The following is an 18,729-nucleotide window of genomic DNA, read 5'->3' as shown; positions in this document are numbered from 1 at the left end:
CTGATGCATTACAGTTTTTCTGCCGCGAAGTGGTGCACCGGCGAGGCAATGGCATCCTGCGCCGCGACCAGCTGCAGCTCATACTCGCCCATCTGATGGGTTTTCAGCATCACCTCATAAACCGCCGCCGTAACGTGCTCCAGCGCATCCTGCAGTGATTTGCCGTGCAGCAGATTTACCAGCAGCAGGCCGCTGGTGAGATCGCCGACGCCGACCGGCTGACGCACACCGAAATCGACCAGCGGACGGCTGATATGCCAGGCGTCATCCGCCGTCACCAGCAGCATCTCAAAGCGATCGCTGCGGCGACCGGCGCGCGCAAGGTGCTTCACCAGCACGACGCGTGGCCCCTGGGCAATCAGTGCCCGTGCCGCCTCCACCGCCGCGTCAACATCCGTGACGGTGCGTTCGCTCAGCATCTCCAGTTCCAGCAGGTTCGGCGCAATGATGTCGCTGGCAGGCATCGCCATTTTGCAGTGAAACTCTGCCACGCCTGGTGCCACAATGCAGCCTTTCTCGGGATGGCCCATAACCGGATCGCAGAAGTACCAGGCGTTGGGATTCGCTGCCTTCACCTGGCGGACAATCTGCAGAATCTGTTCGCCCTGCTCCGCCGAGCCCAGATAACCGCTCAGCACCGCGTCACAGGTCTTCAGGCGGTCGATGTCAGCAATGCCTTTCACAATGTCGGTCAGATGCGTTGCCGGCATTACCGTGCCGGTCCAGTGGCCATATTGCGTATGGTTGGAAAACTGCACGGTATTCAGCGGCCAGACGTTGGCACCCATGCGGCGCATCGGAAACTCAGCCGCCGCGTTACCGGCATGACCAAAAACAACATGCGACTGAATCGCTAAAATATTTTTCACTTGTTTGCCCTGTCTGCCTTGCCATAAAAAAGGGCCGGAAACCGGCCCTGAAAGCTTACTGCCAGTTAATCAGGCAGTAGTGTTTCTTGCCGCGACGCAGCAGCGTATAGCGGTTGAACAGTTTGTCGCTGTCGCTGAAGCGGTACTCCGCATCAGACTGCTTTTCACCGTTCAGAGAGACGGCATTTGAGCCGATCATGGTACGCGCCTGACCACGGGATGGCACCAGCTCGGCTTTCACCAGCGCCTGCTGCAGATCGTCTTCTGCACTCAGCACGATGGTTGGCATACCATCCTGCGCCAGCTGCTCGAAGTCCGCTTCGGTCATGTCGCTGACGGAGCCGGAGAAGAGGCTGGCCGTGATACGTTTTGCCGCCGACAGGCCCGCTTCGCCATGCACCAGACGCGTTACCTGCTCTGCCAGCACATATTGAGCCCGTGGCGCGGTGCCGCTGTTTTTGTCCTCTTCTTCCAGCGCATTGATCTCTTCAATGCTCATAAAGGTGAAGAATTTCAGGAAGCGATAGACATCCGCGTCGGCAGTGTTGATCCAGAACTGATAAAACTTGTACGGACTGGTTTTCTTCGCATCCAGCCAGACTGCGCCGCCTTCGGTTTTACCAAATTTGGTACCGTCAGACTTGGTGATCAGCGGAACGGTCAGGCCGAAGACCTGGTTCTGATGCAGACGACGGGTCAGATCGATACCGGAGGTGATGTTGCCCCACTGGTCAGAGCCGCCGATCTGCAGGGAAACGCCGTGGCGCTCGTTCAGGCAGGCAAAGTCATAACCCTGCAGCAGATTGTAGGAGAACTCGGTAAAGGAGATACCCTGATCGTCACGGTTCAGACGCTGCTTCACCGCTTCTTTATTGATCATCTGGTTAACGGAGAAGTGCTTGCCGATATCACGCAGGAAGGTCAGCACGTTCATGCTGCCAAACCAGTCGTAGTTGTTCGCGGCGATGGCGCTGTTGCTGCCACAATCGAAGTCGAGGAACGGGGCCACCTGCTGGCGGATCTTTTCAACCCATTCACCAACGGTTTCGCTGGTATTAAGTTTACGCTCTGCGGCTTTGAAGCTCGGGTCGCCAATCAGGCCGGTTGCGCCCCCGACCAGTGCCACCGGCTTATGACCGGCATCCTGAAAACGCTTCAGGCAGAGCAGCGGTACCAGATGGCCCAAATGCAAGCTGTCAGCAGTGGGGTCAAAGCCGCAATAGAGCGAAATTGGCCCCTGCGCCAGTTTCTCTGTTAACGCGTCTTCGTCCGTCACCTGGGCGATAAGGCCCCTCTCCTGCAATTGTTGTATCAGGTTACTGCTGGTCATTACTGACTCCAAATTGATCAGACTGCACCTATGCTGGTACACAGCTTTCCGCTGAGTTGCGGAACCAAAAAAATGAGGGCTATAGCATAAAGCGCCGACGCTCTCTGTGCCAGCGCTGATAGGGGAAAACCGTGCAGATTCAGGGTGCCAGACGGTCGATTGTCCAGCCGTCGTGGTCACGCTGATAGATGAAGCGATCGTGAAGGCGATGTTCGCCGCCCTGCCAGAACTCCATCGTATGAAATTTCACCCGGTAGCCGCCCCAGAAGCTCGGCAGCGGCACATCACCCTGCTGGAACTTCTGTTTAAGCTCAAGGAATTTTCCTTCCAGGATCCCGCGCGCCGAAATCCGGCTCGACTGCTTCGACACCCAGGCACCGATCTGACTGTCGCGCGGACGGCTGTGGAAATATTTCAGCACCTCCAGCGGTGACAGTTTTTCCACTTCGCCCAGCACCATGACCTGACGCTCCAGAAAGTGCCAGGGGAAGTGCAGGCAGATGCGCGGGTTCTGTGCCAGCTGCAGCGCTTTGCGGCTGCCGAGGTTGGTGTAAAACACCATGCCCTGGGCATCGAAATGTTTCAGCAGCACAATACGCTGCCAGGGCTGCCCCGTTTCATCCACGGTAGCCACGGTCATGGCAGTAGGATCGGGCAGTTTTGCCTCACAGGCCTGGCCCAGCCACTGTTCAAACAGCGCGAGAGGATTATCCGGCAGATCCTTACGACGCAGTCCGCCGCGGGTATATTCACGCCGCAGATGGGCAATGGTGTGTAGCGTTTCGCTGTCACTCATAATGCTCGCCTATTCAGATAAAAAGTCAGCTGGCGGGTTGCAGCTCACAATCATTGACGACAACTTTATCGTTACGTTCGATAAACGCGCCGTTACCTTTGGACCAGAAAACATAGGTGCCGTCGCTATAGCGGGCGCCGGAAGCCGATACCGTCTGCTTCAGCGTCAGCGGCTGGCCATCCATGATGAAACGGACCTCCTCCTTCGCCTCGTCCAGCGTCACGGTCAGCGGCAGCGTTCCGCAGCGATAGTGCAGGGTCTGTGCTGCCGGTGGCTGTTTGTGCATCAGGCTACAGCCCGACAGCAGCAGCACCGCAGCGACAGTTAATCCTTTCAACATAAGCGGGTCTCCTTCACGAGTGAAGCTGGCATTATAAGAAGGATTCAGCGCGAAGTAAGTGAGAATTGACGCCAATCGGGCTGATGGGATCGGCCAGCATGAATTATTCCGCATTTTCAGGTGGTTGTCCGAATGCACAGCCACTATTCTCAGGCTACGCTCTATACATCTTAAGCAAGGGGAAAGAGAGATGAAATTTGATAACGAAGATGCCTTTAAGCTGGCCGTGGCGTTTATGAACCATAAAGAGAATGCCACTGTCGCCAGCAGCTACTTTAAAACCTTTATCGACACCTACCAGAAATTTGACCGCTGGCTGAGCGCATCCGACCCGGTCAGCGCGATGAAAGCGGAAAAAGCGGCCGCCAGAGCGGGCGAAGACTCTCTGCTCTGATGCGATTGCCCGGGCCGACGCCCGTCGTTTCCGGGCAGCCTGCGGACCGTGCGGAGACGGCCTCTTATCCGGCGGCGACGCCAGCCCGCCGCCGGAACAGGCCTTTGGGGCGATCGGTTTATTTTCCATCTTTGCGCTTTCGTCTATTCCGGCACGCTGCCCTGCCCGCAGCGCCCTTGTTAATCGCATACAGGTTTGCAATAAATGCGGTTTTCTTTTGTTACGCCTGCTAATTTCCACTGCAGACACTATTTTTGTTTAAAAAACCGCCACCGAAGCGAGACGGGATCAGCAAACCCGATAAAGCCGTCTATGCTGTAAATGTCTGGATAGAATTCACGGAGTTGAAAAAAATGAAAATGAAATCCCTGTCAGCTATTGCTTTGCTGGTTCTTTCTTTAGGTACGCTGGCGGGTTGCGCCTCGAATCAATCGATTAAGACCACTGACGGCCGCACGATTGTCACTGATGGAAAACCCCAGATTGATTCAGATACGGGGCTGGTTTCTTATCGCGATGCTCAGACCGGAAAAACCGAGCAAATTAATCGCAATGAGATTAGTAATATGAGTGAACTCGACAACTAATATAAGGTGAATAAGATGAAAAAAGCGCTGATTCTGCCTCTCGCCGCGTTGATCGGTATGACCGTATTAACCGGCTGCACCCGTACCAGTTATGCGATTCAGACCAATGATGGCCGGACCATCATCAGTGATGGCAAGCCTTCTGAGTCTGATGCTGGCCTGCTGGCCTACACCGATGCCAACGGTGTTAAGCAACAGATTAATAAAGCAGATGTTAAAGCCGTTTCTGAAGTTCCCCACAAATAAACACGCTGCTGTCGTCTGACGAACAAAGCCGCCCTCGGGCGGCTTTATTTTTGCCTGCAATTGCGGCGAATCGCGCACAGCGCAGATTTCATCAGGCCGCCCTTTTCATCCGGCGTCTCTGTCGCCTGCTGCGCTTAATTTGACAAAAGTAAAGAATCCCCACTTTTTGCTTATCTGAATTTCAGGCTACCTTCTTTTTTTTAACCAGCATAATTGTTCAGCTTTTGTCAGCCAGCCAATCAGCGTTTGATTTTATGCTGTGCTATTAGCTGTTTATCGTTACGCTTAAAGGTTCCCTTTATTTTTCAGCTCTCCAGCTCTCCCTGCGCAATTTTACAGGGCTTTTAGTCCTGCGCTTCGTTAACTAAACTATCCGTATCGCTATTTAATCAGGAGGTAGCAGATGATTTATCACGAAAAACAGGTCGGCCATATTATTCTTGGGGAAGCCACCATTAATCTGGCTTTTGAAGAGCAGGAAATTACTCTGGCGTCGCTGATTCGGCAGCTGGGTGTCATGGCGGAGAACGAACAGAGCGATGAGCGCGTTGCGCAGATTGCCGACGCACGAAACTGGTTAAAAAGTTTTGTTGAAGCCTCTTCGCGTGACCGTGCTGAACTTAACTGGCTGGTCGAAACCGGTCAGGCACCCGCCTTCCTCAAAGATTATCGTTAACGTTTCGCGGGTCAGGCAGCCGTTGATATCCGGGTGCTCGCCCGGCTTCTGACGCGCCTGCGTCACGTTTCGCTTGCCGATTTTGCCGTTTTGCTGACCCGGCAGGCGGATATGAATAAAAATCATCCTGACATCGCTGAAATAACTGTACAGACCAATGTTTTTTGTATAACTTCGCGCCTGACTGAACGTTTTTACATCACCTCTCAGGAAAAAAATCCATGTACCCGAACCAGAGACTGCCGCGGACGGCAGACGATATTGCCCGTTATTTTAATGCGGCAAGCCTGCCTTCACAGCAAGAGACGCTGGGACAGGTGGTGGTTGAAATTCTGCATGCCGGACTGAATGTGAATCGCAAATCGATCTGCACCAAACTTCTGCTTCGGCTTGAAACCGCGTCGACAGAAGAGGAAGAGCGCCATTATCGCACGCTTATCAGCCTGCTGTTCGGGCGTTAAGCGACCGCTTTTCTGCTCTGCCGGCTCCGTTTTTCGTCACCAGCCTCACATCATTTTGCGTGGACTGCCTCATGCGGCCTGACGGGTCATCAGCCTGCAGGCGGATCAGGCTGATCGGAAGCATTTCGACCTGTTGTAAGGCACGGATGCGGTGTGGAAGCTGGCGAAGAAGCCCGTTGCGAAAGTGACGGGCCGCAGATCATGGCGCGCTATTCTGCCTGAGCGCAGCATGATTATCCCAGTACTTTCAGTGCCAGTGCCAGTGTCTCCTGCTCATTCGTGACATCACTGACCTTACCTGCCACCCGCATACCAAAGGCGATACAGAGGATCAGACCGGCTGCTGCTTCGCTGTCCAGCGTCTTGTCAATTGAACCATCCTTCTGTCCCAGCTCCAGCAGCGTGACCAGAAAGCGCTGATTACGCTGTACCACTTCGTTAATGCGCTGCGCCAGCGCCTCATCCAGGGTCTGTAGCGCAATTGCGCTGGCGACGACCAGACAGCCGCGCCGTCCCTCTGTCGCACGGGCCGAATCCAGATAGAACTGCAACAGTTCGGTGACTTTTTCCCGTCCGCTTACGCAGTGTGACAGACGACGACGCAGATCGGCGTTACGTAGCGCCAGATAGCGCTCGAACACCAGCAGAAACAGCGAACGTTTGTCTTTAAAGGCTTTGTAGATGCTACCTGCGGAGAGGTTCATTGCCTCACCCAGATCGGTTATCGAGGCGGCGTGATACCCTTTTTGCCGGAAAACGGTCATGGCGTTATCCAGAGCCTGTTCGATGTCGAACTCTCTGGGACGTCCCCGCTCTCTGTTTTTATGCGCTGTGGCTGTCGTGATCATCGTTACCGGTCTGAGGTCATGCATCCTGTCAAAATCGACAGGGATTCTATCCCAGGCACGGGCAACAAGTATAGATGATCAGCGCGACAGAGCGTCATCTGCGCCCGATGCTTCATCGGCCAGGCTCTCTGCGGCCACCCGTATCAGCCGGTTCTGCCCCTCCTCCGGCAGCAGCTCAGGTGCCGCCCGGCCAGCACTTATTCAGATAATAGCGGTGCCGCTGTGCTGGCCTTCTCTTCCTGCCGGGCGCGCTGCGCGGCGTTGATTTTCATCAGCCAGAAAGTAAATTGCTCAATTAACAGGCTGGCATGATTTTCATTGTCCGCCAGGCATAAAAAGAGCCGGGTCTTTACCGTGCTGCTATCGTCGATCGCGTAGATCTCATAGTTGTGGTGATGGCAGGAGAGGATGATGGTGGTAAAAGAGATGGCGGGCCATTGCCTCATGCGGGCTTCAAACTGCGTGTAATTCATTATATCTACCTGGTTAAAGTCCTTAACAACCCGATGATTAACTGCTCATCGGATCAGAAAAAGCATAACCGCCCGAACCCTTTTACGCGTGTTAAAAAAAGCTTTTATGCGGGCGTCCGTCAGCGCTCAGTTCCCCTTATTTTCATGAAACTAAAACCCGATCGTCTCTCCCTGCTTGACCGAAACGGCTGGTCGGTAATACTGTATTTATATACAGTTACTATTAAGGCCTGGCTATGCTCTCTTTCAGATACACGACATCTCACCTTATTCTGCTGCCATTATGCGGCGAACATCTTTGCGCTGACGCCTCCGGCCGTCACTGCACGACAGACCGGCAGGTTGTTAATTATCCGCCGCAGTGTGCAGGTCGCTGATGTTCGCCCTGGTTGATGTCAACGCCTTCTATGCTTCGTGTGAAACCATTTTCAGGCCCGATCTGAGAGGCCAGCCCGTCTGTATTTTGAGTAACAACGATGGCTGTGTTATCTCCCGCTCCGCCGAGGCAAAGAAACTCGGGATAAAAATGGGTGCGCCCTATTTCAAAATAAAAGATGAGCTGCAGCGCCTCAATGTGCATGTGTTCAGCTCTAACTACACGCTCTACGCTGATATGAGTAACCGGATAATGACCACGCTGGAGGCGATCTCCCCTGCTGTTGAGATCTATTCAATCGACGAGGCCTTTGTCGATCTTACCGGGGTTCATCATTGCCGTGAGCTGGAAGAGTTCGGACACGAGATCCGTAATCGTATTAAGCAGGATACCCACCTGACTGTCGGTGTCGGCATTGCTCAAACCAAAACGCTGGCAAAACTGGCTAATCATGCCGCCAAAAAATGGTCAAAAACGCGCGGTGTTGTCGACCTCTCGAATGTGGAGCGCCAGAAGAAGCTGATGGCGCTGATAGCGGTGGAGGATGTCTGGGGCGTAGGTCGACGTATCAGTCAGAAACTGAATGCCATGGGCATCATGACCGCAAAAGATTTAGCAGAACAGAGTACGTGGGTGATCCGGAAACACTTCAATGTCGTGCTGGAGCGAACTGTCAGGGAGCTGCGCGGCGAGTCGTGCCTGGATCTGGAGACCTGTCCGCCCACTAAACAGCAGATCATGTGCTCCCGCTCCTTTTCAACGCGCATCACGGCTTATGCTGATATGCGGGAAGCGGTTTGCAACTATGCGGTAAGAGCAGCCGAGAAACTTCGTCAGGATGGCCAGTACTGTCGCCAGGTGACCGTCTTTGTTCGCACCAGTCCGCATGCAGAGGGCGAAACCTTTTATGGCAATCAGGCGATGGCGCAGTTACCGTTTCCGACCTGTGATACCCGCGACATCATCCGCGTGGCGATCGAGGCGCTGGATCGTATCTGGCTGGAGGGCTGCCGCTACATGAAGGCAGGCGTCACGCTGGGTGACTTCTACAGCCAGGGCGTGACGCAGCTTAATCTTTTTGATGAGTTTCAGCCCCGCCCTGACAGTGAGGCGCTGATGCGCGTGGTCGATGGCCTCAACCAGAGTGGCAAAGCGAAGCTGTGGTTTGCCGGTCAGGGTGTCCAGAAGGCCTGGGCGATGAAGCGCGATATGCTCTCTCCGGCCTATACCACCCGCTATCAGGATCTGCCTGTTGCCCGATGAAAGGCCGGGCTGGCGACACAGCCTCCGGCCTGCTTAAACGATGCCCTTCTACAGCAGGTGGTGCTGCAGGAGGAAGCGCCACCAGGGAAGGCCAAGGGTCATATGCAGGATAAAGGTGACCAGGGTGATGGCGGTGCCCGCCATCCACCACGATTTGATGTCATTGTAACCGGCAGCAAAGATAATGGGGCCCGCCGCGCCGCCATAATGGGTCAGACTGCCGCCATAAGAGTTAGAAAACAGGATCGCCAGCGCCAGCAGCATCGGTGCGGTTCCGGCCACCAGCCCTACGGTTGCCAGAACCGGCACCATAGCGGCCACATACGCACCGCCCGAAGCAAACAGATAGCGCACCATCAGCCCCAGCAGGACAATCATTACTATCGTGCTGTTCCCCGATCCCAGAAACGTGAGGTGCGCCGACATGGCCTTCGCCAGCCAGCTGAATACGCCCTCTTTGCTGAGCGTCGCACTGAGTCCGATAATCCCGCCATACCAGATCAGCGTATTCCAGCCGCCCCTGTTCTGCAGCACATCATTCCAGCTGATGATATTAAACAGAAGTGCAGCCACCATCGCGATAACCGCCACAGCGGATTCGTTTAATCCCAGATCGTGAGAAAAAATCCACCCCAGCAGCGCAGCGAGAAAAATCACGATCAACGCCTTCTCTTTTGAGCTGACAGGCCCCAGCGCCTTCAGTCCCTCCGCCCCGATTTTAACGTTATCTAATTTTTCTGGCTCCGGGCGCACCAGCCTGTAAGTCATGCAGGGGATCAGCGCCAGCATTAACAACCCCAGCGGCACGCCAGCCAGTGCCCAGCCAGCCCAGCTAATCTGAATGTGAAAAATGTCAGACATCAGCTGAAGGGCTAAGGCATTTCCGGCAAATGCCGTCAAAAACATGTAGCTGGTGGTTTTGGTGACCATGTAGACATTAACCATCAGGAACCGCCCGGCTTTGCACGGCGTCTCATCCGGCGTTGAGCCCAGCACCAGAGCAATGCTGTTGATGATGGGGAAAACCACCCCGCCCGCGCGTGCGGTGTTAGAGGGTGTAGCCGGAGAGAGCATCAGATCCAGCAGCGCGGTGACGTAGCCGAGCCGCAGGGTAGTCGAGCCGAACTTCAGAATAAAACCGTACGCCAGACGCTTGCCTAATCCGGTTGTCACAAAAGCCGCGCTGAGGGTAAAGGCACTGAATACCAGCCAGGTTGTGCCGGAAGCGTAGCCGCTCAGGAGATCCAGCGACTTCACGGGCGAATTGTCAAACCGGGCGATGACACAGCAGGATAATGCCACTGCCAGCAGCATAATGACCGGCTCAGGGTAAGGCTTGCTCACCAGCCCGGCAATCGCCGCGAGGTAAATGCCCGTGATTATTGCCGCTTCCTTCGTCAGCCCCGCTGGTGGAGGAAAGATGATGGGTAACGCAATAATGAAAACAAGAAACGCAATTTTTACATTCTTTGCTGTCAGCATATATCCCCCCAGTCAGCCACACGCTCTGTTTTGAGCAGAACCATCAGAATCACTTCTGCTGAACAGGAGTGTGGCTGACGCTGAACGGGTTAAGAGTCGGTGATTAAAGGGCCAGGCCGGAAAAGCGTTTAATCAGCTTATTTTCATCATGCTCTGGCTGATAGTGCGATAACCGATCAAAACTGAGGTAGCGATATATTTCGTCGTCGCTGCCGTTCATTTTTTCCATGTACCGCAGATACTCCTCTGCCGTGGGCATTTTCCCGAGGATCGCCGCTACGGCGCTCAGCTCCGCCGACGCCAGATAAACGTGTGCACCCGTGCCCAGACGATGTGGGAAATTGCGAGTTGAAGTGGACACCGTATAACTTCCCGGCCGTACTCTCGCCTGGTTGCCCATGCAAAGAGAACATCCGGCAGGTTCTATCCTGGCCCCAGCCTGGATAAACCGATTAAAGTAACCCTCGCTGGCGAGCTGCTGCGCATCCATTTTTGTCGGCGGAGCCAGCCAGAACCGGGTGGGGAGATCCGTGACATCCGATAAGAGATGGCCGACGGCGCGAAAATGACCAATGTTTGTCATGCAGGAGCCGACAAACACTTCGTCAACCGGCGAACCAGCCACGTCGGAAAGCAGGCGGGCATCATCCGGGTCATTCGGCACACAGACAATCGGTTCGGTGATTTCTGTCAGATCGATCTCAATCACCGCCGCATATTCCGCATCCTCATCAGCCGTCAGCAGCGACGGATCAGCCAGCCATGCCTCCATAGCAGCTATGCGTCGTGCCAGCGCTGGCGCATGCTGGTATCCCTGATCGATCATCCAGCGCAGCAGCGCGATATTAGATCGCAGATAGTCGGCAACGTTTTCCTCCTCAAGACGCAGGACACAGGCCGCCGCAGAGCGTTCAGCGGAGGCATCTGCCAGCTCAAACGCCTGTTCTGCTTTTAGCCCGCGCAGCCCTTCGATTTCCAGGATTCGCCCGGAGAAGATGTTGACCTTATTTTTCTTCTCGACGGTCAGTAGCCCCTGTCTGATGGCATAGAGCGGGATCGCGTGAACCAGGTCACGCAGGGTGATCCCTTTCTGCATGTGACCGGTAAAACGCACCAGCACTGACTCCGGCATATCCAGCGGCATGATACCGGTTGCCGCGGCGAAGGCCACCAGCCCTGAACCGCCGGGAAACGAAATCCCCAGCGGGAAACGGGTGTGGGAATCGGCACCGGTTCCGACCGTATCCGGGATTAGCATACGATTAAGCCAGGAGTGAATGATGCCATCGCCTGGCCTGAGCGTGACACCATTGCGCCGGGTAACGAAATCAGGCAGCGTTTCGTGCAGCTTCACATCAACCGGTTTCGGGTAAGCGGAAGTATGGCAGAACGATTGCATAAACAGGTCGGCAGAAAAGCGCAGACAGGCGAGATCGGTCAGCTCGTCGCGCGTCATGCCACCGGTCGTATCCTGGGAGCCGACCGTGGAGACGACTGGTTCACAATACTGGCCAGGCCGGATACCTGTAACACCGCACGCCCTGCCCACGATTTTCTGCGCCAGAGTAAAGCCCGCGGCGGAAGGGGCGGGTGCGTCAGGCTGCCGGAAAAGTTCAGAGGCAGGCAGTCCCAGCGCCTCACGCGCTTTCGCTGTCAGGCTGCGGCCAATGATCAGCGGAATACGTCCTCCGGCGCGGACTTCATCCAGCAGCACGGCGGTTTTCAGCGCGAATCGGGTAATCAGCCGCTGGCTCAGGCTGTCACGCACCTCGCCCCGGCTGGGGTAAAGGTCGATCTGCATCCCGGTTTCCAGCCCCGAGACATCCATCTCGACGGGTAGCGCGCCAGAATCTTCCAGCGTGTTAAAAAATATCGGGGCAATCTTTCCTCCAAAGACAAAGCCGCCGCTACGTTTGCCCGGCACCCAGGGAATATCGCTGCCGATATGCCACAGAAGCGAATTGGTTGCCGATTTGCGTGACGATCCGGTTCCCACCACATCCCCGACGTAAACCAGTGGATAGCCCGCGCTTCTGAGCGTTGCCAGCTGGCGGATCGGTCCCCGGCTGCCGGGCTCATCCGGCTCCACGCCGTCGCGCGGCTGGCTGAGCATAGAGAGCGCATGCAGAGGAATATCGGGGCGCGACCACGCCTCAGGCGCCGGTGAGAGATCGTCGGTCGTCGTTTCTCCGGTCACTCTGAAGACAGTGAGCGTGATGACATCCGGAAGGGCCGGACGGCGCGTAAACCAGACTCCTTCGGCCCAGGCGTTCATCACTTTTTGCGCCTGAGGATTTCCCTGCCGGGCTTTTCCGGCGACTTCGCTGAATTTCTCAAAGATCAGGATGGTGTGACTGAGCTGTTCCGCCGCACAGTCCGCCCACTGCGGATCATCCAGCAGATCGATCAGCGGCTGAATATTATATCCCCCCTGCATGGTGCCCAGCAGTTCAATCGCCTGCCGGGGAGGGAGAATACCGGCCTGCCTGCCCTTTTCAATTTGCTGATAAAGAAATGCCGCTTTAATCTCTGCGGCCGGATCGACACCCGGCGGCACGCAATGGGCTAACTGATGAATCAGCCTGTTTTTATCTTCTCCCGTTGCTGTGTTCAGCGAGGCTATTAACGCCTGCGTTTGCTCTCTATTCAGGGGCTCAGGAGGAATATTTTTTAAAGCGCGTTCCTGCGCATTTTTATTATCGTTTTCTGACATGGTTTCTCCGAAACAGACATGATTGACTTCAGTAGCGGTTACAGTAAAAACGGCTCAATTCTCTCTTTGCGTCCAGGCCAGGCTCTCGCCGAAGTCGGCAAGCTGTGCCAGACCATACTCCCACTCGCCAAATCCGGCTGCGGTATTGATATGTCCGGCGTCACCGATATCGATAAGGCGCGCCCCCCAGCATTCAGACCAGAATTGCGCGCGTTTGAAAGACATCAGCGGATCGTTATGGCTGACGAACATAATGCTGTGCGTGGGAAGCGTCCGCGGCAGAACCCGATCCTCCAGTTCGAAAAGAGAGGGTTCGGCAGGAGCGACCAGCACCAGACCGGCCACAGGCAACGTCTGCGTCTGCACCAGACGACACGCGGCAAGGGCCCCGAAACTGTGCCCGACCAGAATGGCCGGACGCTGACAGGTAAAGTCTTCCCGACGGATAGCCGAAATCCAGCCGTCAATATCCGGATCCCGCCAGTTTCGCTGACGGATCCGCTTCCAGAGAGGAAAACGCCGACTCCAGCAACTCTGCCAGTGATGTTCGTCACTGTCTCTCAGGCCTGGCACCAGAATAACCGTGAACATCTCACTCAACTGTTCCAGCCGTTGTGTCGTCATGTCGTTTCACTCTCCATGTTGACGCCGTGTCAGCGCGTCGGGTAATGGGAAAGGACCCATCCCACTGCCAGCAGATCCGCGCTACCGCCCGGACTCAGATCTTTTTTAATAAAGGCGGCGTTCATCTTTGTCAGCGCCTGGCTGAGTCTGCTGCCGGACAGGTTTTCTATTTTCGTGAGCCGCGCCGCGTAGCGCTGCGCATATCTCAGGCCATCCAGTCCCCCTCGTGAAACCAGGTTAGTGTCGGGATTGGCGGCCATTAAGGCCAGCAGCATCGTCAGCAGGGCCTCCTCTTCAGAGCGCCCCTCACCCAGAGCCTTTTCCCATTGCGGCAAACCATATCGTCTGACAGTCTCAAAGCCCGTTTCGGCTTCACCGCGCGCGCCCGTGAGTCCGCAAACCTGAAAGATTTGTTCACCTTTTGTTCTGGCTGCGCGGCTTCTGCTGAGCTCCCGGTCAACTAGGCCTTTGCACATCGCGCGAACTTCACGACAGAGGTTCTGCTGACTGAGCCTGATCCGGCCTGCCTCAAGCCGGCCCGCGGCGGCACACAGCAAGCCCAGAGAAAAGATGCCGCCTTTGTGCGTGTTGATGCCGCCGGTGGCTTTAAACATCGCCTGCTCGCAGGCCAGCCCCGTTGACCTTATCGCCTGTAACGTCCGGGGAGCGGGCAAACCAGCCGTGGTTATCCCCTGCACGTAAAAACGGGGAAACCAGGGTGAGATGGCGCGCAGACTGGCCATAAAGTGCATAAGGGTCATGTCACTGTGCGCCCCACTGTTTTCACTATCCACCAGACCGGGCTTAGGCGTTAACTTCACCTCTTTGTACATCGCCTCTGCGGCCAGCCAGGCGATGCTTCTGGCCCGATCGGCATCAACGCGGACGACTGAAATAGTCATTGGTTAACTCCTCGATGAGCTGAGCCAGTTCGTTCTGCGGGTGGCGACGCATCCGCGAACAGACATGGGCGGGCTCATGACAGATGAAACACCTGCGCATCGGCTGATGGATCGCGCTGCGCTTGATCAAGCCTGCCGTGGGACAGAACACATCGATGTCCCACAGACGTCCAAGAGGATGGGTATCCTCCAGATGGGCCATAACATGCTTAATCATCCAGGCGGGTGAGGAGATGGACCAGCGCGCCTCCGGTCCCGTGCAGAGGAAGGTGATTTCGTGAGCGGCCACCCGCCAGTGATGGGTCCGCAGCGCCTGGTCAATCGCGTTATTCGCCTCTGCCATTACCCGTCTGGCCATCAGCGAGTCCTTGATCTCTCCCGGCCAGACGAGGGTCGCAGAAACGATCGACTGCCCGTAGCGGCCCAGCCACGCCTGCTGGGCCCGCGCCCGCGTCTCTCTGGCTTCCAGCACATCCTCCAGCGTCAGACTCATGCAGGAGGCGGCGGTCACTGACGCGCTCACTCTTTCACCTGCCGGACCACATCAATGACGCTGCCATCGCGATAGCGCACAACGCCAACGATGCGCGACGTAAATGCAATCGGCTTCGGCTCACCCGAAATAAGCCGGGTTTTCTGATAAAGCGTCTCTATATCGACCACCGGCAGACCGGCAGCCATCAGGCGTGCTTTTACCTCTGGTCGTGCAGGATTCACCGCAATGCCCTGGTCGGTAACCAGCACGTCGACGCTCTCACCTGGCGTGACTCGCGTAGTAACCTCTCGGACAACGGTAGGAATACGGCTGCGGATAAGCGGCGCAACAACGATGGTTAAATTCGCGGCGGCGGCGACATCGCAATGCCCGCCGGAGGCCCCACGCATCACTCCGTCAGAGCCGGTCAGCACGTTGACATTAAAATCGGTATCGATCTCCAGCGCACTGAGGATGACGATATCAACCCGATCGCAGCAGGCTGCTTTCGCGGCGGGATTGGCATAGACGCTGGTTGAGATCTCAACGTGATTCGGGTTTGTCGCCAGCGATGCCGCGGCGACGCCGTCGAAACTTTGCGTATCCAGCAGTTTTTTAATCAGCCCTTTTTCATGCAGATCCACCAGGCTGCCGGTAATGCCCCCAAGGGCAAAACTGGCGACAATGTTCTGTTTGCGCATGCGTGACTCCAGAAAACGGGTGCAGGCCGTCGAAGCGGCCCCTGACCCCGTCTGGATAGAAAACCCGTCGACGAAGAAACCGGAGTGCTCAATCACATCTGCAGCCGCACGGGCAATCATCAGCTCCCGCGGGTTACTGGTGACACGCGCGGCACCTACACTGATTTTTGCCGGATCGCCCACGCTGTCGATTCTGACGATGTAGTCCACCTGATCCTGAATCAGACTGGCGGGCAGGTAAGGAAAGGGTTCAATGCTCTCGGTCAGCAGCACCACCTTTCGGGCATAGTGTGCATCCACCATCGCATATCCCAGCGAACCGCAGCGGGATCTGCCGCCAGTGCCGCTGGCGTTGCCATACGCATCGCAGCAGGAGACGGCCAGGAAGGCGACATCAATGGAAATTTCGCCCTTTTCAATCAGATTAACTCTGCCGCCATGAGAATGGATCTCGACCGGCTCAGCCATCAGCCCGTGCGAAATCGCCTCAGCCAGCTCGCCCCGCATACCGGAGGTGTAAATTTTGCGAATGACGCCAGCTTTTATATGTTCTATCAGCGGCGCGTTGCAGGTCATCAGCGAGCTTGATGCCAGCGTCAGATCCTTCAGGCCTTTTTCTGCCAGCGCAGCCATAACGTAGTTGATGACTTTGTCACCTTCGCGGAAGGCGTGATGAAAGGAGATCGTCATACCATCACGCAGTGCGCAACGAGCCAGAACGTCGTCGAGACTACTGAAAAGTTTGCGCTGATATTTTTCCCGGATGTCAGCGAGATAGGGTGTCCGGGTATTGGCACCACTGAAGGGTTCATAGTGACGGGCGTGGCCGGACAGAGTCTGGAGTGCTTCGGTTAAATGGCTCATCGTTAAATCCTGTTGTTCTGGGCAAAATAACGCTATTGACGAACGCCGGAGGCGTTTTTACGTTCAATCACGACACGAGCATGATTAATGATGGGCGCATCAATCATTTTTCCATTCAGCGAAATCACACCAAGCCCCTGACGATCCCCCTCTTCAGCCGCGGCGATCACGCGCTCCGCGTAGTCGACCTCCTCCTGGGTGGGCGCATAGGCGTTGTGTAAGATCTCAATCTGCCGGGGGTTGATCAGCGATTTACCGTTGAAGCCCATCCGCTTTATCAGATCCACCTCTTTTAAAAAGCCCGCTTCGTCATCAATGTCGGCATACACCACATCAAAAGCATCGATTCCTGCGGCACGCGCGGCATGTAAAACCGCGCAGCGCGCATAGAAGAGCTCAGTGCCGTCGCCCCGTTCCGTCTGCATATCCATCACGTAATCAAAGGCCGCCAGCGCAATTCCCATTAAGCGCGGAGATGATTGAGCGATCGCCACCGCGTTAATGACTCCGACAGCCGATTCAATCGCCGCCATCAGCCGTGTTGACCCCACCGGGCGGCCACACGCCGCCTCAATACGGGCCATTTCGCTTTCCAGCTGATAAATATCCTCCGGCGTATCCGTTTTCGGTAAGCGAATAACATCCACGCCCGCCCGCACGGCCGCCTCAACATCTTTCAATCCGAAAGGGGTATTAAGAGGATTAATCCTGACGACCGTTTCGATATCTTTATAAGCAGGATGCTGCAATGCATGAAATACCAGCAGTCGCGCACTGTCTTTTTCTTTTAATGAAACGGCATCCTCCAGATCAAACATGATGGAGTCGGGGCGATAAATAAAGGCCGTTGAGAGCATTGCGGCACTTGAACCGGGTAAAAAAAGCATACTGCGACGTAATTTCTTCATCATAGTTTTTCCCACGCTATGGTTTCACTCGCTGTTCCGCGTAATATCGCCGCCTGCACTCTGGCCCGGATGACACAATCCAGCGCCCCTTTGTCTTCGACAATAATTTCGCCCTGCGTGATATCAAAAGCAGAAAGCGTTTCTTTAACAACCGCCGTAATCTGCTCCCCGAACTGTTTGTAAACCTCGCTGTGAATAATAATATCCAGACCCTCATCGCCGGGGCTGACTTTAACAACCAGATCGCTGGATTCCAGCGTGCCGGCTATGGCCGCTTTAACTATTTTCATTTTAATTTCCTGAATAACAAAAGGGTCAGACATTCGCCAGGCCGCAGTCGGACTCCGTAAATAAATGATGTGACAGCCAGCGGATTAAATAAGGCATCGTGGTGGCCGGAACCATTCGCTTAACCGTATTGAGGTCATTTTTTTTCAGTGCCCGCCTTACCGCAGAGGCGGATATCGGCAGATTATTTTCATCCGTTATCCGGGGGATCTCATTTACCCTGACCGCTGCGTCTGTCATGATGGTTTCGTCCTCCAGCCAGTGATGCATTGCACGATTATATTGCGCAGTAACTTTGCAGAAAGGCTCGGTGCCTACAAAGCGTTGCCGGATATTTAAGGCCGGAGCGATATACTGGCGAAAAAGAATTAAATCGATTGCGGCATAAACTTCATTAACGATTTGTTTCTCTTTCAGAAAATAGCCCGGAAATGTACCGCGCGAAATAATATACCGGGAGCCGGGATGAACGGTGACCGTTTTTAAATGGCGCGCCCCCTCTTTAACCATCGCGAAGCGATCCTGAAAAGAGAAAGCCGACAAATCCTCCCCGACAACAAAGACGTGAAGCCAGTCGCAGGCCTTTGCGGCCTGCTCAATCAGGTAGAGATGGCCTGAGGTAAAGGGATTAGCGTTCATCACAATTCCGCCCACATTGGCGGCCATCACCCGATGATGAGCGCGCAACTTTCGGCAGTAATGCTGGATACCTACAGGCGTGTTCTCCATCAGTGTGGCGCGATGATCAAGCGTCACCAGTGGGTAAAATCCGCATCCCCGGAACGCCTTCACATTGTCCGGCGTGGTCAGGAGAAACAGCTGGTGTTCGCCATTCTGAATAGCCTGCACCTCCGCCTCATGAATGACCTTCAGACCCAGAGAGGTTCTGCGCCAGCCCGTTTCCACCGCGATGCATTTCAGCGTATTCCCCGCAATTCCGGCACAGGCCACCAGATCCCGGTGGCAGCGAGCCACAACGAACTGTTCAATATCATCGTCAATGCCTAACCCATTACTCGTAAGAAAACGAGCCACCTCTTCCCGTCGCGCCACGTTATGCGTATCCATCGTTTCAAACGTCAGCGCCTGATCGCTATACATCTGGCTTCTCCT

The 18,729-nt window shown here is 55.3% G+C and carries 21 protein-coding genes; 6 read left to right on the top strand and 15 right to left on the bottom strand.

The window, feature by feature from the left end; translation table 11 throughout:
• Positions 1 to 8: 8 nt before the first annotated feature.
• The 4 genes from pdxY to AB1748_RS10495 all read right to left on the bottom strand — a co-directional run bounded on the left by pdxY (position 9) and on the right by AB1748_RS10495 (position 3,335).
• Positions 9 to 869 (bottom strand): pyridoxal kinase PdxY, encoded by an 861-nt coding sequence (gene pdxY, locus AB1748_RS10510; RefSeq protein ID WP_111141143.1) that lies wholly within the window; start codon positions 867 to 869, stop codon positions 9 to 11.
• Positions 870 to 924: 55 nt separating this feature from the next.
• A complete protein-coding gene (gene tyrS / locus AB1748_RS10505) occupies positions 925 to 2,199 on the bottom strand; it encodes a tyrosine--tRNA ligase (protein WP_111141144.1) in 1,275 nt (424 codons plus the stop codon).
• Positions 2,200 to 2,338: 139 nt separating this feature from the next.
• The gene (gene pdxH, locus AB1748_RS10500) at positions 2,339 to 2,995 is read right to left on the bottom strand and encodes a pyridoxamine 5'-phosphate oxidase (protein WP_111141145.1); all 657 of its coding nucleotides are present in this window, start codon (positions 2,993 to 2,995) and stop codon (positions 2,339 to 2,341) included.
• A gap of 25 nt (positions 2,996 to 3,020) precedes the next feature.
• Positions 3,021 to 3,335 carry an MliC family protein gene (locus tag AB1748_RS10495; protein WP_111141146.1) on the bottom strand — a complete coding sequence of 105 codons (315 nt, stop codon included), beginning with the start codon at positions 3,333 to 3,335 and terminating at the stop codon, positions 3,021 to 3,023.
• A 190-nt stretch (positions 3,336 to 3,525) separates the two neighbouring features.
• Between AB1748_RS10495 and AB1748_RS10490 the strand changes: the two genes are divergently transcribed.
• The 5 genes from AB1748_RS10490 (at position 3,526) to ycgZ (ending at position 5,699) form a co-directional block, all read left to right on the top strand.
• Entirely contained in the window at positions 3,526 to 3,729 is a 204-nt protein-coding gene (locus tag AB1748_RS10490) for a hypothetical protein (protein WP_111141147.1), read from the top strand.
• A gap of 353 nt (positions 3,730 to 4,082) precedes the next feature.
• Positions 4,083 to 4,316, top strand: a complete 234-nt coding sequence (locus AB1748_RS10485; RefSeq protein ID WP_111141161.1) for a YgdI/YgdR family lipoprotein — start codon at positions 4,083 to 4,085, stop codon at positions 4,314 to 4,316.
• Positions 4,317 to 4,331: 15 nt separating this feature from the next.
• Complete coding sequence (locus AB1748_RS10480; RefSeq protein WP_003848985.1) at positions 4,332 to 4,562, top strand: YgdI/YgdR family lipoprotein; 231 nt, start codon at positions 4,332 to 4,334, stop codon at positions 4,560 to 4,562.
• Between the two features lie 403 nt (positions 4,563 to 4,965).
• On the top strand, positions 4,966 to 5,238 hold the full coding sequence (locus tag AB1748_RS10475) for a hypothetical protein (RefSeq protein ID WP_111141148.1): 273 nt from the start codon (positions 4,966 to 4,968) through the stop codon (positions 5,236 to 5,238).
• A gap of 221 nt (positions 5,239 to 5,459) precedes the next feature.
• A complete protein-coding gene (ycgZ, locus tag AB1748_RS10470) occupies positions 5,460 to 5,699 on the top strand; it encodes a regulatory protein YcgZ (protein ID WP_111141149.1) in 240 nt (79 codons plus the stop codon).
• Between the two features lie 233 nt (positions 5,700 to 5,932).
• Here the strand turns inward: ycgZ and AB1748_RS10465 are convergent, their stop codons facing one another.
• Together AB1748_RS10465 and AB1748_RS10460 are read right to left on the bottom strand one after the other, a co-directional pair.
• On the bottom strand, positions 5,933 to 6,547 hold the full coding sequence (locus AB1748_RS10465; protein ID WP_293769910.1) for a TetR/AcrR family transcriptional regulator: 615 nt from the start codon (positions 6,545 to 6,547) through the stop codon (positions 5,933 to 5,935).
• 197 nt (positions 6,548 to 6,744) lie between these two features.
• Positions 6,745 to 7,020 carry a hypothetical protein gene (locus AB1748_RS10460; RefSeq protein WP_367395466.1) on the bottom strand — a complete coding sequence of 92 codons (276 nt, stop codon included), beginning with the start codon at positions 7,018 to 7,020 and terminating at the stop codon, positions 6,745 to 6,747.
• A gap of 376 nt (positions 7,021 to 7,396) precedes the next feature.
• Between AB1748_RS10460 and umuC the strand changes: the two genes are divergently transcribed.
• Complete coding sequence (gene umuC / locus AB1748_RS10455) at positions 7,397 to 8,659, top strand: translesion error-prone DNA polymerase V subunit UmuC (protein ID WP_367395465.1); 1,263 nt, start codon at positions 7,397 to 7,399, stop codon at positions 8,657 to 8,659.
• A gap of 48 nt (positions 8,660 to 8,707) precedes the next feature.
• Here umuC and AB1748_RS10450 read toward each other — a convergent pair whose 3' ends face one another.
• From AB1748_RS10450 to citC, 9 genes are all read right to left on the bottom strand, one after another.
• A complete protein-coding gene (locus tag AB1748_RS10450; protein WP_367395464.1) occupies positions 8,708 to 10,141 on the bottom strand; it encodes an anion permease in 1,434 nt (477 codons plus the stop codon).
• Between the two features lie 103 nt (positions 10,142 to 10,244).
• A complete protein-coding gene (locus tag AB1748_RS10445; protein ID WP_367395463.1) occupies positions 10,245 to 12,854 on the bottom strand; it encodes a bifunctional aconitate hydratase 2/2-methylisocitrate dehydratase in 2,610 nt (869 codons plus the stop codon).
• A gap of 54 nt (positions 12,855 to 12,908) precedes the next feature.
• The gene (locus AB1748_RS10440) at positions 12,909 to 13,478 is read right to left on the bottom strand and encodes an RBBP9/YdeN family alpha/beta hydrolase (protein WP_367395462.1); all 570 of its coding nucleotides are present in this window, start codon (positions 13,476 to 13,478) and stop codon (positions 12,909 to 12,911) included.
• A gap of 29 nt (positions 13,479 to 13,507) precedes the next feature.
• Complete coding sequence (citG, locus tag AB1748_RS10435; RefSeq protein ID WP_367395461.1) at positions 13,508 to 14,380, bottom strand: triphosphoribosyl-dephospho-CoA synthase CitG; 873 nt, start codon at positions 14,378 to 14,380, stop codon at positions 13,508 to 13,510.
• Positions 14,355 to 14,873: a citrate lyase holo-[acyl-carrier protein] synthase gene (gene citX / locus AB1748_RS10430; RefSeq protein WP_367396341.1), complete on the bottom strand. Its 519-nt coding sequence runs from the start codon at positions 14,871 to 14,873 to the stop codon at positions 14,355 to 14,357. Before citX ends, citG begins: the two co-directional genes overlap by 26 nt.
• 26 nt (positions 14,874 to 14,899) lie before the next feature.
• Positions 14,900 to 16,420 carry a citrate lyase subunit alpha gene (gene citF / locus AB1748_RS10425; RefSeq protein ID WP_367395460.1) on the bottom strand — a complete coding sequence of 507 codons (1,521 nt, stop codon included), beginning with the start codon at positions 16,418 to 16,420 and terminating at the stop codon, positions 14,900 to 14,902.
• A gap of 32 nt (positions 16,421 to 16,452) precedes the next feature.
• Positions 16,453 to 17,328 (bottom strand): citrate (pro-3S)-lyase subunit beta, encoded by an 876-nt coding sequence (citE, locus tag AB1748_RS10420; RefSeq protein ID WP_367396340.1) that lies wholly within the window; start codon positions 17,326 to 17,328, stop codon positions 16,453 to 16,455.
• Complete coding sequence (gene citD, locus AB1748_RS10415) at positions 17,328 to 17,618, bottom strand: citrate lyase acyl carrier protein (RefSeq protein ID WP_367396339.1); 291 nt, start codon at positions 17,616 to 17,618, stop codon at positions 17,328 to 17,330. Before citD ends, citE begins: the two co-directional genes overlap by 1 nt.
• A gap of 25 nt (positions 17,619 to 17,643) precedes the next feature.
• Positions 17,644 to 18,717, bottom strand: coding sequence for a [citrate (pro-3S)-lyase] ligase (gene citC, locus AB1748_RS10410; protein ID WP_367395459.1), 1,074 nt, complete (start codon positions 18,715 to 18,717; stop codon positions 17,644 to 17,646).
• Between the last annotated feature and the right edge of the window lie 12 nt (positions 18,718 to 18,729).

This window comes from Pantoea sp. Ep11b (assembly GCF_040783975.1).
In the GTDB taxonomy this organism is placed as follows: domain Bacteria; phylum Pseudomonadota; class Gammaproteobacteria; order Enterobacterales; family Enterobacteriaceae; genus Pantoea.
This window is presented reverse-complemented; position numbering and strand designations above follow the sequence as displayed.

Bases quoted from the DNA above. Each gene is read 5' to 3' on its own strand.
- tyrS (WP_111141144.1), bottom strand. From the start codon at position 2,199: ATGACCAGCAGTAACCTGATACAACAATTGCAGGAGAGGGGCCTTATC.
- pdxH (WP_111141145.1), bottom strand. From the start codon at position 2,995: ATGAGTGACAGCGAAACGCTACACACCATTGCCCATCTGCGGCGTGAA.
- AB1748_RS10495 (WP_111141146.1), bottom strand. From the start codon at position 3,335: ATGTTGAAAGGATTAACTGTCGCTGCGGTGCTGCTGCTGTCGGGCTGT.
- AB1748_RS10490 (WP_111141147.1), top strand. From the start codon at position 3,526: ATGAAATTTGATAACGAAGATGCCTTTAAGCTGGCCGTGGCGTTTATG.
- AB1748_RS10485 (WP_111141161.1), top strand. From the start codon at position 4,083: ATGAAAATGAAATCCCTGTCAGCTATTGCTTTGCTGGTTCTTTCTTTA.
- AB1748_RS10480 (WP_003848985.1), top strand. From the start codon at position 4,332: ATGAAAAAAGCGCTGATTCTGCCTCTCGCCGCGTTGATCGGTATGACC.
- AB1748_RS10475 (WP_111141148.1), top strand. From the start codon at position 4,966: ATGATTTATCACGAAAAACAGGTCGGCCATATTATTCTTGGGGAAGCC.
- ycgZ (WP_111141149.1), top strand. From the start codon at position 5,460: ATGTACCCGAACCAGAGACTGCCGCGGACGGCAGACGATATTGCCCGT.
- AB1748_RS10465 (WP_293769910.1), bottom strand. From the start codon at position 6,547: ATGATCACGACAGCCACAGCGCATAAAAACAGAGAGCGGGGACGTCCC.
- AB1748_RS10460 (WP_367395466.1), bottom strand. From the start codon at position 7,020: ATGAATTACACGCAGTTTGAAGCCCGCATGAGGCAATGGCCCGCCATC.
- umuC (WP_367395465.1), top strand. From the start codon at position 7,397: ATGTTCGCCCTGGTTGATGTCAACGCCTTCTATGCTTCGTGTGAAACC.
- AB1748_RS10450 (WP_367395464.1), bottom strand. From the start codon at position 10,141: ATGCTGACAGCAAAGAATGTAAAAATTGCGTTTCTTGTTTTCATTATT.
- AB1748_RS10445 (WP_367395463.1), bottom strand. From the start codon at position 12,854: ATGTCAGAAAACGATAATAAAAATGCGCAGGAACGCGCTTTAAAAAAT.
- AB1748_RS10440 (WP_367395462.1), bottom strand. From the start codon at position 13,478: ATGACGACACAACGGCTGGAACAGTTGAGTGAGATGTTCACGGTTATT.
- citG (WP_367395461.1), bottom strand. From the start codon at position 14,380: ATGACTATTTCAGTCGTCCGCGTTGATGCCGATCGGGCCAGAAGCATC.
- citX (WP_367396341.1), bottom strand. From the start codon at position 14,873: ATGAGTCTGACGCTGGAGGATGTGCTGGAAGCCAGAGAGACGCGGGCG.
- citF (WP_367395460.1), bottom strand. From the start codon at position 16,420: ATGAGCCATTTAACCGAAGCACTCCAGACTCTGTCCGGCCACGCCCGT.
- citE (WP_367396340.1), bottom strand. From the start codon at position 17,328: ATGAAGAAATTACGTCGCAGTATGCTTTTTTTACCCGGTTCAAGTGCC.
- citD (WP_367396339.1), bottom strand. From the start codon at position 17,618: ATGAAAATAGTTAAAGCGGCCATAGCCGGCACGCTGGAATCCAGCGAT.
- citC (WP_367395459.1), bottom strand. From the start codon at position 18,717: ATGTATAGCGATCAGGCGCTGACGTTTGAAACGATGGATACGCATAAC.